General features: G+C 30.8%; 16 protein-coding genes. 14 read left to right on the forward strand and 2 right to left on the reverse strand.

Annotation, left to right across the window (positions count from 1 at the left end):
- From ACP15M_RS01140 to ACP15M_RS01190, 11 genes are all read left to right on the forward strand, one after another.
- On the forward strand, positions 1-471 hold the full coding sequence (locus ACP15M_RS01140; protein ID WP_425075327.1) for a hypothetical protein: 471 nt from the start codon (positions 1-3) through the stop codon (positions 469-471).
- Positions 472-634: 163 nt separating this feature from the next.
- Positions 635-1,258, forward strand: a complete 624-nt coding sequence (locus ACP15M_RS01145; protein ID WP_425075328.1) for a hypothetical protein — start codon at positions 635-637, stop codon at positions 1,256-1,258.
- A 159-nt stretch (positions 1,259-1,417) separates the two neighbouring features.
- On the forward strand, positions 1,418-1,792 hold the full coding sequence (locus ACP15M_RS01150; RefSeq protein ID WP_425075329.1) for a DUF2200 domain-containing protein: 375 nt from the start codon (positions 1,418-1,420) through the stop codon (positions 1,790-1,792).
- A gap of 146 nt (positions 1,793-1,938) precedes the next feature.
- Positions 1,939-2,106 (forward strand): hypothetical protein, encoded by a 168-nt coding sequence (locus ACP15M_RS01155; protein WP_425075330.1) that lies wholly within the window; start codon positions 1,939-1,941, stop codon positions 2,104-2,106.
- A gap of 66 nt (positions 2,107-2,172) precedes the next feature.
- The gene (locus ACP15M_RS01160) at positions 2,173-4,242 is read left to right on the forward strand and encodes a glycosyltransferase family 9 protein (protein WP_425075331.1); all 2,070 of its coding nucleotides are present in this window, start codon (positions 2,173-2,175) and stop codon (positions 4,240-4,242) included.
- Between the two features lie 67 nt (positions 4,243-4,309).
- Positions 4,310-4,888, forward strand: coding sequence for a Crp/Fnr family transcriptional regulator (locus tag ACP15M_RS01165; RefSeq protein WP_425075332.1), 579 nt, complete (start codon positions 4,310-4,312; stop codon positions 4,886-4,888).
- 64 nt (positions 4,889-4,952) lie between these two features.
- On the forward strand, positions 4,953-5,417 hold the full coding sequence (locus ACP15M_RS01170; protein ID WP_425075333.1) for a carboxymuconolactone decarboxylase family protein: 465 nt from the start codon (positions 4,953-4,955) through the stop codon (positions 5,415-5,417).
- A gap of 11 nt (positions 5,418-5,428) precedes the next feature.
- A complete protein-coding gene (locus ACP15M_RS01175) occupies positions 5,429-6,178 on the forward strand; it encodes a DJ-1/PfpI family protein (protein ID WP_425075334.1) in 750 nt (249 codons plus the stop codon).
- A 125-nt stretch (positions 6,179-6,303) separates the two neighbouring features.
- Positions 6,304-6,729, forward strand: coding sequence for a lipocalin family protein (locus tag ACP15M_RS01180; RefSeq protein ID WP_425075335.1), 426 nt, complete (start codon positions 6,304-6,306; stop codon positions 6,727-6,729).
- 11 nt (positions 6,730-6,740) lie between these two features.
- Positions 6,741-7,127 (forward strand): hypothetical protein, encoded by a 387-nt coding sequence (locus tag ACP15M_RS01185; protein WP_425075336.1) that lies wholly within the window; start codon positions 6,741-6,743, stop codon positions 7,125-7,127.
- A 36-nt stretch (positions 7,128-7,163) separates the two neighbouring features.
- Positions 7,164-7,796, forward strand: coding sequence for a hypothetical protein (locus ACP15M_RS01190; protein ID WP_425075337.1), 633 nt, complete (start codon positions 7,164-7,166; stop codon positions 7,794-7,796).
- 26 nt (positions 7,797-7,822) lie between these two features.
- Here ACP15M_RS01190 and ACP15M_RS01195 read toward each other — a convergent pair whose 3' ends face one another.
- The gene (locus ACP15M_RS01195; RefSeq protein WP_425075338.1) at positions 7,823-9,097 is read right to left on the reverse strand and encodes an acyloxyacyl hydrolase; all 1,275 of its coding nucleotides are present in this window, start codon (positions 9,095-9,097) and stop codon (positions 7,823-7,825) included.
- A gap of 94 nt (positions 9,098-9,191) precedes the next feature.
- On the opposite strand from ACP15M_RS01195, the gene ACP15M_RS01200 reads away from it, so the two are divergent.
- From ACP15M_RS01200 to ACP15M_RS01210, 3 genes are read left to right on the forward strand one after another with little or no spacing between them, the layout of a single operon-like run.
- Entirely contained in the window at positions 9,192-10,562 is a 1,371-nt protein-coding gene (locus ACP15M_RS01200; protein WP_425075339.1) for an alanine/glycine:cation symporter family protein, read from the forward strand.
- Between the two features lie 55 nt (positions 10,563-10,617).
- A complete protein-coding gene (acs, locus tag ACP15M_RS01205) occupies positions 10,618-12,525 on the forward strand; it encodes an acetate--CoA ligase (RefSeq protein WP_425075340.1) in 1,908 nt (635 codons plus the stop codon).
- 10 nt (positions 12,526-12,535) lie between these two features.
- Entirely contained in the window at positions 12,536-13,153 is a 618-nt protein-coding gene (locus ACP15M_RS01210) for a DUF2306 domain-containing protein (protein WP_425075341.1), read from the forward strand.
- A gap of 4 nt (positions 13,154-13,157) precedes the next feature.
- Here ACP15M_RS01210 and ACP15M_RS01215 read toward each other — a convergent pair whose 3' ends face one another.
- Complete coding sequence (locus ACP15M_RS01215; protein WP_425075342.1) at positions 13,158-15,335, reverse strand: DUF3857 domain-containing protein; 2,178 nt, start codon at positions 15,333-15,335, stop codon at positions 13,158-13,160.

The following is a 15,335-nucleotide window of genomic DNA, read 5'->3' on the forward strand; positions in this document are numbered from 1 at the left end:
ATGAGTTGTAAAGCTCAAAATACTACTAATGAAGCTAAATTAAAACGTGACGATTTAAAAAAGAACAAACTGGCAATGGATACAGTGGCAGAATCTGAAAAAACATCAGCATATAATTTTGCATATCAAACCTTTATAAATTGCGATTCTTACGATTTTCCAAAGCTAATAACCGAACACGCTACGGAAAGATTAGTCAAGTTGTGGGAAACTGAAAAACCAAAAGTGGTTGAAACTTGCGACAACTATAATGCTACTTACGGAAAGTTAACAAAACTAAATTTATCAGAAATTTTATCTGACAAAACGGGTTATAAATATTTTAGATATAAAGCTACTTTTTCTAAAACCAAAGAAATTGCAGAAATTAGAGTGTATACAAACTCTAAAAATAAACTGGACGGAATAATAATTAAACCCAAATGGAATAATGAATATTCTGAATGGAATGAAAACAATAAATCGGAATAAAAAGTACGTTTTATAATACCTTATATAATTTATTACGTCTCATTTTCATCATGCAAAACTAATGACAGTTTTTATTTATTAAATTTGTTAACAAAGCAACGCAGCATGCCATAAACAAACACATTGACGTAATAGAAATACAACATTCTAAAAAAATAAATAAATGAACAAAACACTATTTTTCGTCTTCTTTTTATTTGGATTATTAAACATATATAGTCAAGATACGATATACTTAAAAAGTGAAAAAGAACCTATTATTTCAAAAATTATAGAAATCAACTCTTCCGAAATAAAATATAAAAAATTCAATTATCAAGATGGAGCTTTATTTATAATTAATAAAGATGAAGTTGATAAAATTAATTTTAAAAATGGAGATACTCAAACTTTTACAAAAAAAAATACACGCCAAGAAAGTAAAAGTTTAATTGAGAATTCAAAGATATATCTGCAATATTTAACTACAAAAAAGAAAAAAAATGTAAAAAAAATTGATGCATTAAATATCTTGAGAAGAGAAATAAATAATTTGGCAAGTTGCAAAATTGTAAACTCAATCGAAGATGCAGATTTTGCAATTGAAATTCAAGCTACAAAATATATGATTACAAAGAGAAGAGTTAAACTCAAAGTAATCCATCTTTTAACTAAAGAAAATGTATTTGAATCTGAATGGGAAAAAGGCGCTCCAAGTGAGTTTAATGGATTTTCAGGAACAAGACAAGCTACTGGAAGAGTAATTAAAAGGCAATTATTATATGCTTTTCCTGAAATTGTAAAGTAAAAAACTATTACGTCAACAGTCTAATAATTCATTACTTGTTCTTTGTCCACTCATAGAATCCTAGCTAATTGTGAGAGAGTTTACTATCTTTAGGCAAGTCAAACTTAACGAACAATAACATAAAAATGTGGGCTTCAATTAATTCAAAATCCATTAAAAATGAAAGTTACAGCCAAAAAAAATGAACAGGTTGCCAATATGATATTTGCATCTATTTATCCACTATACTTGAATAGGTTAGAGAAAAATGGTAGAACAAAAGAAGAACTCAACCAAGTAATTGAATGGTTTACTGGTTTTGATGAAGATGCTTTACAAACACTTATAAAAGAGAAAGTAACTTTTGGTACTTTTTTTCAAAAAGCTAAAATACATCCTAATGCACACTTAATTAAAGGAGTCGTTTGTGGTTATCGAATTGAAGAAATAGAAGACGAATTTGAATTATATAAACAATGCAGACGTATGGAAAAACTCATTGATGAGTTGGCAAGAGGTCGTAAAATGGATAAAATTTTACGTGAAGAAAAGTAATAAACAGTTGTTCATAATAGATATAATCGAAAACTCAGTTTGTGTACTCAGAAAATTATAACCGATTTCCCTCTGATTCATTTTATTTTACTAACTTAGACCTAACCAATCCAACTAAACAAATACAGCATTAAAACCGTTCAATTATGAATAGAAGAAACTTTATTAAGAATTCAGGGAAAGCTTTGTTAGCATTGTCAGCAGTTACTATTACTGCGTCATTGGCTTCATCTTGTAGTTCTGATGATGATGATGGCGATGATTTTTTTAATGACGGTTATTACGATGATGGTTACTACGATGACGGTTATTAAGAGATTAAAATGTTTTAAATAAGCTTATTCAAAAATTCTATTTTAATCGTTAAATGCTTTTTAGACTTGAAATGCATATTATTTTTACATGACACAACTTTAGATACGCCTAGAGGTGCAGAATTAACCATTAAAGAATTAATGGTTTTTGGAAAAGAAAAAGGTTATGAAATAATGCATGATGCTCTAAAAAGTTTTGATGCTACAAAAACTCATATAGAACTTGCTGATCTTGTCATTATTAACAGTACTTCTCGATGTACATACGAGAAAGATTTAATCACTTATATTCTATCAAAACAACTTTTATATATTAAAGTTGAGTACGATTACAATTTTTGCATTAGAAGAAATATATTATGTACTGTTGATAAAGCAATAAGAAATTGTTGTGATACAGAAAAATTTCACCTGTTTAGATCTTTATTTGCAAAAGCAAAACTCAATGTTTTTCAATCTCCAAAACACTATCAAGCTCATTTCGAATTTTATGGTGAAGCACTTAATAATTACCTTATTATGCCACCTATGGTTGATATCAATAATTTGAAACCATCAGAAATAAAAGAAGATCAATCGATTCCGTTTTTTGGTAATTTAAACTATTTGAAAGGAGGAAATGACTATGTTGATTATGCTAAGGAACATCCAAATAAAACTTTTCCAGTTTATGGCAGAAATACATTAAAAAGAGAGCTGCCTACTAATATTACATTTCATGAGCCAATAAGTAATACAGATGTACTTAAGATTTTGGGTAAAACCAAAACGTTTTTCTGTAAACCTGTATGGCCAGAACCATCAGGAAGATTGGTAGCTGAAGCTTTTTTGTCTGGTTGTGAAATTATATCTAATGATAGAATTGGTACATTTTCATTCGATTTTTATCCTAATGATAAAGAAAGCGCAATAGAAGAAATGAGGTTGGCACCTCACAACTTCTTTCGTGAAATCGATAAAATTATTACAGAACATTCTAATACGCATCCTCAGTCACTAGGTAAAGTTTTGGTTTACAAAAGTTATGGTGGTTTAGGCGATATTTTCTTTTGTCTTCCTGCCATTTTAAAATTATCTAAAGTATCCACTGAACTTCATTTTGCTGTCGCTCCACGTTTGGTTGAATTTTTCACTATTTATTTTAAAACGGTAACTATTGTTAATGAAGAAGACGCTAGAAAAAATGAAGCAAACTACGATAAGGTTTACGAACTTGGTAATTATCCTGCATTTAGAGGTTATGATTTGCCTCATGCATTAATCTATCCTACTCATAAAAAAGTTAAGCAACACGCAATTCAGCATTATATTGATACGGTTTCAAAATTACATATTTCAATCGAAAATCATTTAGATAGATATCCATTTTTTCAACAGTCAAAAAATCCTAATAAGCCATATTTTGTGGTGCATCATGGTGCTGGTTTCCTTTTAAAAATTTGGCCAACACAAAAATTTGCAGAGCTTATTGAAAGGCTTAGTAATCTTTTTCCAAATTTAGGTTGTAAGATTATTCAAGGACCTGAAGATCCAAATATAACACAACATTTTTCAAAAGAAATGCAACATGTTGAATTAATAACAGGAGGTATGACAGAGGTTGGGAAAATTATGTCTGGTGCTTTGTTTCACATTGGTAATGATGCTGGAATCACTCATGTTGCTGGAAGTTTTAATATTCCCACTGTTGGTATTTATGGTCCAACAGGTCCAGGAAGTTGGGGAAGTTTTGCAGAACATAATGAACTCATTTGGGGAAAAAAGGGAGTTTGCAATTTAAAATGTAATTATGATGTTATTCTCAATTGTGACCATAGAATATGTCTGACATCTATAACTGTTGATAGAGTTATTGAAGCATTGTTTAAAGTTCTTAAAAAAGGTTATCCAAACACTAATAGTATTCTTAGAATAAACCCTTTGGTTTTGATTGATTTTAATGAAAATGATTGTTTGATAACTTTAAATGATAATGAATTTTTAATAGAATATCACAGTGATGAAATGAAATCTAATGTTGAAACTTTATTAAATGAGCCGTTTAGAAAACTTCAAATTAATGATCAACTTCAATCAGTAGTAGATCTTTTCAAAAACCATAACATTTTATTAGACGTTCCAAGTTTTCAATATTAAATAAGAATAGAATGTCACAACATAGAAAATCCATATACAAAGCTTAATTATATTCTAATACAAGCAAATGAGTGAAAGTGTTTTAATTAGCCATATAAAAAACTACTTAACTATTTCAAAAGAAGAAATAGATGGAATTTTACATTATTTCGATTTGCATTCGTACAATAAAAAGGAAACACTAGTACATGCAAAAAAACGATGTGACAAGTTGTTTTTTGTTGAAAAAGGATGCTTACAACTGTATTTTATTGATGATTTTGGAACCAAGAAAACCTCTCAGTTTGCTATAGAGAATTGGTGGTTATCAGATTTTTTAGCGTTTCAAAACCAAATGCCATCAGATTTCTATATTGAGACCGTCGAAAACTCAAAAGTGTCATCCATAACGTTTTCAAATTATCAAGAGTTATTAGATAAGTTTCCTAAAATGGAAAAATATTTCAGATCTATTTATGAAACTGCTTATGGTTCAGCATTACTACGTTTAAAATACATAAATAGTCTTTCTAAAGAAGAAATGTACATTCAGTTTAGAGATCATTTCCCAGAGTTTGTTCAACGTGTACCACAATATCTTCTTGCTAGCTTTCTTGGTTTAACGCCAGAATATTTAAGTGAAATTAAAAGAAAACTACTTTCTTAAACCAGCTTAAGTAATTTTAAAGGTTTCTACAATAGTTTTGTTTTAAACATATAAATTAAAACTAATGGAACGAATTATGTACCAAGATATTCCTAGCGGAATGTTTGAAAATTTACGAGCAATTGAAACCTCTATTGAAAACACATCATTAAGTATTACACTATTAGAACTTATCAGATTGCGAACTGCTCAATTAAATGGTTGTGCTTACTGTGTAGATATGCACTACAAAGAATTAAAACATTTAGGAGAAACCGAATTGCGATTATCATCGCTTTGCGTATGGGAAGAAACACATTATTTTTCAGAAGAAGAAAGAGTCGTACTTATGCTAACTGAAACACTTACTAAACTGAGTCATCAACCTATAAATGATGAAACATTTAATACCTTATTAAATCACTTCACTAAGGAAGAAATTTGTTACTTAACTCTGGCAATCTCACAAAGTAACACATGGAACCGTTTAATGAAAGTCTTTAGATTTACACCTGGAAATTACAAGATAAACCAATTTAAAACCAACTAAAAATTCCACAAATGAAAACAATAGTCACATTAGTAGCCATAGTCGCTTTTCTAACGAGTTGTAATTCCAACAAAAAAGAGCAAGTATCAAAAACTAATTTAACGCAACAAGAAGTTAAAACAGTTAATAAACAAGCAAAACACTTAAAGCCGTTTAAATCAGAATTGCCTACAATAGGTCTTTTAATGTTTGATGGTGTTTTACAAGGTGAAGTAATAGCAACATCAGATGTTTTTGCTAAACCAAATCAAGATTTTGAGCAGCTCTTTAACGTGATTACTATCGCTGAAACTAAACAACCAATTACAACTGAAGAAGGCATGCACTTTATTCCAGATTACACATTTAACGATTGCCCTAAACTAACTGCTTTATTTGTTCCGAGTGGTTACGATATGTATGCTCAAGTACGAAATAAAAAAATGATAGACTTTATAAAACAAAAAAATAAAGAGACTAAGTATATTGTAAGTAATTGTGCTGGTGCACAGCTTATTGGTGCTTCTGGAATTGCAGATGGACATAAAATTGTAACCTATATTGGAGGAGGAAAACAACTTCAAGAAGATTACCCAAATTTAAAAGTTCAAAATGACAGTTTAGTAACCTTTGTAGAAGATGGAAAATTTAGTTCGTCAAACGGAAACTTAACAAGTTATATATCTGCTCTTAATTTGTTAGAAAAAATGACAAGTTTAGAGCATAGAAAATTTGTTGAAAGTTACCTATACATTGATAGGCTTAACAACTGGAACGAATAAAAAATAGCTTATAAAACCTATTATTACAAGTAACAACTATTTAGAAAATATCGATATGTAGCTTTTAAGTTTACTTTCTTTTATTAATTTAGTTCTATCAAATGCAATACTACATAGACTTTATAATGAAGAAAAGAATCTTAACCTACGGAATTGGAGCTATTATTAGTTTTTTATCCATTACCAACTGCTCAAGTGACGATAGCAGTAATGAAAGTGACACCAATATAACACTAATAGGAACTTGGTTGGGTGTATCAAGTACATTTAATGGAAACAATGCTGGTATACCTGATAACAATATTGTAAAATTCACTTCAAATAATCGCGCTGAGTTTATTTATGAAGGCTTTGGTAATAATGGAGAAGACATATCAGAATTTGGAGATTGGTCCAGAAATGGTAATACATTGATTCTAAATTGGGATGAAGCAGATTCAGGAAATGAAACTTACACGCTACAAATTATTGAATTGACTGAAAATTCACTAAAATGGGAAACTGAAATTAGTGGAGAAGGAACTTTAACCGAAACATTTGAACGAAATTAATACTTGTAATAATGAAAAATAGTTTATCAAAATTTATAGTTGTAACATTTTTATCAATCTTCATTTTAAATTGTAGCAATAGTGACGACGATAATAATGAGCAAAGTTTTCTAACAGATATAGAAGGAACTACTTGGTATCGTCAAGAAACAACAACTCAATCTGGACAAACAATAGAAATTGATTTTTATTTGGTTTTCGAAACATTTGATACTGGATATTTAGAAGCTGAAACAAATTCTGCTGGTACGAATATTATTCAAACGTATGACTTTATCTATGTTTATTCACAAGGAAACGGAACAGCTGAGTTTGACGATAACAATATAGGAGTACAAAACTTTTCAGTATCTGGAAATCAATTAACACTAGATGGAGAAACTTTAACCAAACTATAAATACGCATAATTAACTTTTACAAGTCGAAGTCCCAAATGACAAATAAGATTACATTTTTTAGGTTTTCAAATTCAAAATCTTCTTTTGATTATGAATTAAAAGAAAAACAAATTGATGAACAAAATACACTTGAAGCACATAAAAACTATTTAAAAGACAATCCAAACAGGAGTTATAAAAAGTTAAATGATAGTGATTTAACAGCGTTACATAAACTTAATGAATTAAAGAAAGATTTTAAAGCAGGTTTATCATACAAAGATCAAACCTTATTAGACGCTTATAATATTGAAGAACGTTTATTGAAGCCAGAATTAAATAATAACTCTGTAAAGGAGCGCTTTCATACTAAAGTGCTATCTGAATTTAATTTAGATGACTTAAAAGAATTGATTTCACAGAAAAATTATAATAATCATTATGAGAGTTATGAAGAATCTAAAAAAAGAGTTTCTGATACTGATTTGCATGAAAGAATAGAGGTTAAAGACATGACTGAACTTAACGAGTTGATAGATGAGATGAATAAAAAAGGTTGGTCTGTTAAGCAAATAGAAGGTATTCAATCTGGACGATTTAATGTTAATTTTGGTGACTTTCAAAGTGGAGGAGGAGGATATGGATATGGGTTTACTGAAGGAATTATGATTTTATGGGAATACAGGTAAGCTTTACACTGTAAAGATGAATGGCATCAACGTTCCTTAAAATTGAATTTTCGAATGTAACCAACACTAAATTCGGTAAAATCGGCTTGACCAAAATTTGAATTGATAAAAGTGCCAAAATAAAAATCATGATTTGATTTTTTCTCAGTACCAATAAGGTAGTATTTAAGTCCGAATCGACCAGAAATCAAGCGTTTTAATTGGTAATAAGAGTCTAATTCTCCAAGTGCATATTCAGTGCCATGATCTTCTGGAATCTCTCTAGGAACAATACCATAACCTTGATTAAGTGTCCAATCTATTCTGTAGGCTGGTTTATGAATGTTAAACCCAAACTGTACATCAATACCAAAATGATTCATTAAAATTTCACCATTAAGAGTTAATCCAAAATTGGTAGCATTCCAAAACGGACTGCTCTTTAAATAATCAAACGCTCTACCATCTTGAACTAAAGATTCGTTATTTTTTATGTAATCGTAGTAATTCTGATAAAATCTGTAATAAAAACCGATGCCTAATTTAAACGTATTATTGATTAGCTTACCATATTCACCAGAGAGGTTGTACACAGCTTTTTTGCTTCCGAAGGTTTCTGATAACGCATTGATTCCTAAACCAAAATTTACAATATAATAATCTGAAATACTTTTATTGAATGACTTAAGCGTTGATGTCTTATTTTTTGAAGGTGAAGACACCGATTTAATATCGGCAGAAAGACTAAATAAAAATGAATTATAACCTTGATTTGGTAAACGTGTATGACCATTTGAATGATGCGCGTAACCAAGACCAATTCTCCAGTCTATAGTTTCAGTTGGAAACAAATTATAATACGAAAACAATCTAAACGACCAAGTTAAATCGGTAGACACAGCTCTGTTGAAGAAGTTGTGTTTAAAATCATATTGTGTATTAAAATAAGACACTCCAGTACCAATATGAACTTTAAAGCGCTCTTGTTTAAAACCATTAAATTCAATAAAAGGCAAAACAGAAAAAGCATAGCCTAGTTTGTCATTATTTCCAAAATTGGTATATCCTAAACTTAAACCTGTTCTTGGATGCTTAAGTCGTTTTGCCCATTCTTGGTCACTATTAAAATGATTCCAGCCAAAACTAACTAGAAACTGTTTTTGCAACGATCGGTCTGGAAATTCTGAGTTAGACTCTCCAGTGATTCCAATTAGCAATTCTGGAGTTATAATAAAATCATTAGACAAAGATGTTGTGTTAGACTCTTGACTAAAACTGAAAAAAGTAAAAAATATAACGATTAGAGTAGTTGCTTTATTCAAAAAGAAATAATTTTAAAAGCCGAAAGATACTTTAATTTTTGTGAATGGATAAAACTAAAATAATATCTTAGAGCTATATTTTTAAATTCTGATAATGGAGCAACTTAATGTGATTTCTGAAAAGTTTTCTTCACTAGCTTGGGGAATTCCATTGCTTGTATTGCTCATTGGTGGAGGTTTGTATCTACTTATAATCTCACGTTTTTTGCCTTTTCGATTTTTTGGTCATGCCATTCAAGTGCTTCGTGGTAAATATGACAACCCGAATGACTTAGGTGAAATTAGTCACTTTAAAGCTTTAACAACAGCATTATCTTCTACAATTGGTATGGGAAACATTGCTGGTGTTGCTCTTGCCATTTCAGTTGGTGGTCCTGGAGCTATGTTTTGGATGTGGATTAGTGCTATTGTTGGTATGAGTACAAAGTTTTTTACATCTACGTTGGCAATTATGTATAGAGGAAAAGATAGCAATGGAGAATTGCAAGGTGGACCAATGTATTTTATTAAACAAGGTTTAGGGAAAAACTGGACATTTCTCGCCATTATGTTTTCGGTTTTTGGAATGTTTGGCGCATTACCAGTCGTTAATGTTAATCAGTTAAAACAAGCCATTAATGATATCGTTTTAATTCCGAATGGAGTAGAAGTATCACTAAGCTCTAATTTGATCATAGCCGCAATTCTAGTTTTACTCACTTCCATAGTCATTTTAGGAGGCTTAAACCGAATTAGTACAATTGCATCTAAGCTAGTTCCATCAATGGTGATCCTATACTTTGTTTTAGTACTTATCATTCTTGTAATCAATTACAGCGAAGTCCCAAAGTACTTTATAATGATTTTTACAGATGCGTTTTCAGCAGATTTTATTAAGGGAGAAAAAGTATTTGGAGGCATGTTAGGTGCTTTAATTCTCTTAGGTGTAAAACGAGGTGCTTTTTCAAATGAAGCAGGTATAGGAACTGCTCCTATGGCTCATGGTGCTGCAAAAACAGATGAGCCTGTTCGTGAAGGACTCGTTGCCATGCTTGGTCCAGTAATAGATACACTAATAGTGTGTACATTAACAGCTTTGGCTATTTTAGTGACTGGAGTTTGGGAAACAACATCTAATAATGGTGTGAGCTTAACAGCTTCAGCGTTTCAAAATGCAATACCAAAATACGGACAATACTTACTTATGATTTGTGTGTTTGTTTTTAGTATATCATCACTGTTTTCATACGCGTATTATGGAACAAAATGTATGTCTTTTGTATTTGGAGCAGATAAGAAGCACTATTACAATTACTTGTATATTTTGAGTATTATTCTAGCAGCTACAACCTCGTTTAGTACCATGATAAATTTTATTGATGGCATATTTGCATTCATGGCTATTCCTACAATGTTGGCCACAATTATATTGGCTCCAAAGGTTGTAAAAGAGATAAAAGCCTATAGAACTCGTATTAAATCGTAAATTAATATCATTTTTTTTCTAATAATTATTAAATTGACGTTCTAATCAACTATTTATGAGTAATTATCATATAAAACATCTTGAAGAATACTACCAAGTATATCGTAAATCGGTTAGAAATCCTGAAGTCTTTTGGGAAGAAATTGCCGAAGAGCATTTTATGTGGCGAAAAAAATGGGATCGTGTTTTAAATTGGGATTTTACCAAACCCGAAATAAAATGGTTTGAAGGTGCTCAGTTAAACATCACAGAAAATTGTATCGATAGACATTTACCAACTCGTGGTAATAAAACAGCCATTATTTTTGAACCTAACAATCCTAATGAAGAGGCACAGCACATTACATACAATCAATTACATGAAAAAGTTTGTAAGTTTGCTAATGTCCTGAAGCAAAACGGAATCAAAAAGGGTGATCGTGTTTGTATTTATCTACCAATGATTCCAGAATTAGCCATTTCAGTTTTAGCATGCGCAAGGATTGGAGCAATACATTCTGTTGTGTTCGCTGGATTTTCTTCAAACGCATTAGCAACTAGAATCAATGATTCTGATTGTAAAATGGTTATTACTAGTGATGGTTCGTTTAGAGGAACAAAAACCATCGATTTAAAAAGTATTGTTGACGAAGCGCTTAAAGATTGTTCGTGTGTAGAGTCTGTATTAGTTGCCAAACGAATTGATTCTGATATAAGCATGAAAGAAGGCCGAGATTATTGGTTACAACCTTTACTTGATAAAGCCGATTCTAATTGTCTAGCCGAAACAATGCATGCCGAAGATCCGTTATTCATTTTATATACTTCTGGTTCTACAGGACAACCAAAAGGAATGGTTCATACTACAGCTGGTTATATGGTGTATACAGCCTATACGTTTAAAAATGTATTTCAATACAGAGAAGAGGATGTGTATTGGTGTACTGCAGATATAGGCTGGATTACTGGTCATAGTTATATTGTTTACGGACCACTATGTAATGGAGCTACAACAGTGATGTTTGAAGGTGTGCCAAATTATCCAGATTTTGGACGTTTTTGGGATATTGTTGAAAAACATAAGGTAAACCAATTTTATACTGCGCCAACTGCAATAAGAGCTTTAGCAAAAGAAGGCGTAGAACACTTAGATAAATACGATTTATCATCTCTTAAAGTTTTAGGAACTGTTGGCGAACCAATTAATGAAGAAGCTTGGCATTGGTATGATGATAATGTCGGAAAGAAAAAAGCACCAATAGTTGATACTTGGTGGCAAACTGAAACAGGAGGCATTATGATTACTCCAATTGCGTTTGCTACACCAACAAAACCAACCTATGCTACATTGCCTTTTATTGGTATTCAGCCAGCTTTAATGGATGAAAACGGACAAGAAATTAAAGGTAATCAAGTAAATGGTCGCTTGTGCATAAAATTTCCATGGCCAAGTATAGCACGAACTATTTGGGGAAATCATCAACGTTATAAGCATACCTATTTTTCTGCTTATAATAACATGTATTTTACAGGTGATGGCGCTTTACGTGATGAAGTAGGTTATTACAGAATTACAGGTCGCGTAGATGATGTTATTATAGTTTCAGGACATAATTTAGGAACAGCTCCTATTGAAGATGCTATTAATGAGCATCCAGCTGTAGCAGAAAGTGCCATTGTTGGTTTTCCTCATGATATTAAAGGAAACGCATTGTATGGATATGTGACGCTTAAAGATATTGGAGAAAGTAGAAATCAGGATAATTTGCGACAGGAAATCAATCAAATTATTACAGAACAAATTGGTCCAATTGCAAAATTAGATAAGATTCAATTTACTAACGGATTACCAAAAACACGTAGTGGTAAAATTATGCGTCGTATTTTACGTAAAATCGCAGAAAAAGACACTAGTAATTTGGGAGATACAAGTACACTTTTAAATCCTGAAGTTGTACAACATATTATTGATAACGCTCTATAAGTTTAATGCAATGACTAAAAAACTCGGTTATATTATTTTTGTTGCCTTATGTATTGTAATTGGTTTATATCCAGCTTTATATTTTTTGATTGAATCAAAGTTTGGCATCTTGAAAACTAAAAGTAATTTATTGCTAGGTAATGGACTTTGGAATATTGCTTTTTATGCACATATTTCACTTGGAGGACTTGCACTGCTTATTGGTTGGACTCAATTTATAGAAAAACTTAGAAAAAATAATAGAAATTTACATGGTAACTTATTTACGGTGTATCTCATTTCTGTATTGTTTAGTAGTTTTTCAGGTTTGTACATTGCCTATTTTGCTACTGGTGGAATGATATCTACAATCGGGTTTTCAATCTTAGCAATTATTTGGCTGTATTCTACATCTAGAGCTTTTCTAGAAATAAAAAATGGGAGTAAAAGAAAGTTTCAAATTTTTATGATTTATAGTTATGCAGCTTGTTTTTCGGCAGTAACTTTACGATTTTGGATGCCAATAATATCATCCTTTTTTGATAATCATATCACTGTGTATAGAATTGTAGCTTGGTTGTGTTGGGTACCTAATATTATGGTTGCTAATTTTATGTCAAAACCCTACAAACTAAGTAAATACAGATAATTTTTTATAGTTTCTTTAGTAACACTTTTTCGTTAGTAAATTGATTAGCTTCGTCTAAAAACACAATCATTTTTGACCAATCACTGTTAGATTCATAATAGTTTTTATAGCGTTTAGAAGTTGTAACTATTAATTGGTCACCTTCAATTTTTGCAGTACTAATAAAAGCTCCAGTAGAATTATCTACATTTTTGTTTAGCTTGTCTAAACCAGCTACTGTAAAACCTTCAGGAATATTAAAAACAATTTTATAATTATAAACTCTTGGGTGAGCTAAGTATATATTTTCAGTTCGTTTACGCTCTTTGTCTTCTAAATCTATTTGACCACCAATAAGTTTTCCGATTTCAAAAATATAATTCGGACCAGCTTTTTTAAGCAATGCATTGTTTGCTGAAAACCCTTCGGTAAATGTAAAATAACTATCAAATGCATATCGACCATTATCATTAATAACAAAGGAATAATCTTCGATATTTTCAATACCATATTCGCTTTTTGCACTGCTTTCAAAACGTTCCTTTTGTTTGGTTTTTAGTTTATCGATTAAAGCATCCATTTCTTTTTGAAACTTGATTTTATTCTTTTTTCCTCGAGTCATTTCAATCCAAGATTCAGTTCCATATTTTTCATAATCTTCAAATACATAATCACTAAATAGTAATCTGTCGTATTGTTCATCAGATTTTTGATGTCCTTTAAAACTATTAACAGATGATAATGTTAATGTTGAAAAATCATCATTTAAGCTAACCGTTACTACCTTTTTAGTTTCATTATCTTCATAGCTTGATGTTGGTAATGTGCCACGATCAATTTTGTCTATGATACGTTTTGTCTTTTTTGAAGACAATAAAAATACATCTGTACCTTCCATAAGAGGAGAGAACTCATTAATGTTAGTATGCGGACTAAAAAACTCTGCATACATTGGCTGAGTTGTATTTACTTTTACCATGACGTTTACATTACGCTCAATAAGTAATTCATCAATATTACCATCGTATCGTTTTTTTCCAACGACGATATTGTAATTGATGTCTTGTCTCTTAAGAAATTCTGTAAAATGTCTGATGAATTGTTTTTGGTTTTGAATGAAGACAGCATCATTGCCGTAAACCATAAAAGGATAAGTCGAAATACTAGCTTCTCGAGCATAAAACGCTTCTAAATAACGTGTTAAATAATAATGCCTCATGTAATAGTAAGCTGCTGTTACTTTTTCTGCATCAGAATTAAATGTCTTTCCTTTAAAAAAAGATTTTACATCACCTACGTCTCCATTAGGCTTAAATCTACTATCATAAAGATCTAAAACTTCTTCGTCTGAAACACTAGTCTTAATAATATCTTCTTTCTCTGGTAAAAACGCTAAAGCGCGATCTTCAAATTTTCCAGAACGTGCAAAATAGACTTGAAATTTATAAGAAGGTAACTCAACCAAAGGATAAAACCAACGTGTGTATTCTCGCTTAGGAATGTTAGTTTCAGTTAATTCATAACGTCTCATGTTCTTTTTCTCTGTAGGAATTTCTTTTAAATCTGGAGCGCCATTAAAGGACTTGAAATTGATAAAGAAGTCGTTTTCAGTTTCAAAAAACAATTTAAAATCCATGATTGGATATTCTTCATTTAAACTCGTTTCAACAGGATCAAAACCAAAAGCATACGTACTTTTAAAAGGCTCATTTTTGTAATAGTAATAATCAATAATATCTCCAACCTCTAGGTTAGAAATGGCTAATTTTGTTTCGCCATCGACTTCTACAGCATCATTTTCGACATCTATTTCAGTGACACTACCATCTGGTTTAATTACTTTCACACCAACATAAGTATCTCCTTTTTTTCTCCATGAAAAACGGCCTTTTGATGATCTAAAACGTTTTACAAAAGAAAACTCAGAGAATTCTTCAACGGCAGCTTTATCTAATAACTTAATACGTTTTCTAACAGAAGTGGTATAGGTTACATTTTTGCCAAATTTGTGAAAGTCGTAATTGGCATTTTTATAAATGACTACTGCAGATTCGTTAGACCATTCTGCTGGAATATCATTGGCATTTTTATAGGCATCATTTGCTCCCCAAAAAAACTCTTTAGCAGCTAATTCTTCTTTAGATTGAGAATAAACACTTGTTGATATTACAAGCATGAACAGAAGTAAATATTTTGAAGTCAT

This window comes from Psychroserpens sp. S379A (genome assembly GCF_049800755.1).
In the GTDB taxonomy this organism is placed as follows: Bacteria; Bacteroidota; Bacteroidia; order Flavobacteriales; family Flavobacteriaceae; genus Psychroserpens.

Excerpts from the sequence above, each read along its gene's own strand:
- acs (WP_425075340.1), top strand. The coding sequence starts at position 10,618 with ATGAGTAATTATCATATAAAACATCTTGAAGAATACTACCAAGTATAT.
- ACP15M_RS01165 (WP_425075332.1), top strand. The coding sequence starts at position 4,310 with ATGAGTGAAAGTGTTTTAATTAGCCATATAAAAAACTACTTAACTATT.
- ACP15M_RS01200 (WP_425075339.1), top strand. The coding sequence starts at position 9,192 with ATGGAGCAACTTAATGTGATTTCTGAAAAGTTTTCTTCACTAGCTTGG.
- ACP15M_RS01190 (WP_425075337.1), top strand. The coding sequence starts at position 7,164 with ATGACAAATAAGATTACATTTTTTAGGTTTTCAAATTCAAAATCTTCT.
- ACP15M_RS01185 (WP_425075336.1), top strand. The coding sequence starts at position 6,741 with ATGAAAAATAGTTTATCAAAATTTATAGTTGTAACATTTTTATCAATC.
- ACP15M_RS01170 (WP_425075333.1), top strand. The coding sequence starts at position 4,953 with ATGGAACGAATTATGTACCAAGATATTCCTAGCGGAATGTTTGAAAAT.
- ACP15M_RS01175 (WP_425075334.1), top strand. The coding sequence starts at position 5,429 with ATGAAAACAATAGTCACATTAGTAGCCATAGTCGCTTTTCTAACGAGT.
- ACP15M_RS01140 (WP_425075327.1), top strand. The coding sequence starts at position 1 with ATGAGTTGTAAAGCTCAAAATACTACTAATGAAGCTAAATTAAAACGT.
- ACP15M_RS01210 (WP_425075341.1), top strand. The coding sequence starts at position 12,536 with ATGACTAAAAAACTCGGTTATATTATTTTTGTTGCCTTATGTATTGTA.
- ACP15M_RS01215 (WP_425075342.1), bottom strand. The coding sequence starts at position 15,335 with ATGACTTCAAAATATTTACTTCTGTTCATGCTTGTAATATCAACAAGT.
- ACP15M_RS01155 (WP_425075330.1), top strand. The coding sequence starts at position 1,939 with ATGAATAGAAGAAACTTTATTAAGAATTCAGGGAAAGCTTTGTTAGCA.
- ACP15M_RS01180 (WP_425075335.1), top strand. The coding sequence starts at position 6,304 with ATGAAGAAAAGAATCTTAACCTACGGAATTGGAGCTATTATTAGTTTT.
- ACP15M_RS01145 (WP_425075328.1), top strand. The coding sequence starts at position 635 with ATGAACAAAACACTATTTTTCGTCTTCTTTTTATTTGGATTATTAAAC.
- ACP15M_RS01150 (WP_425075329.1), top strand. The coding sequence starts at position 1,418 with ATGAAAGTTACAGCCAAAAAAAATGAACAGGTTGCCAATATGATATTT.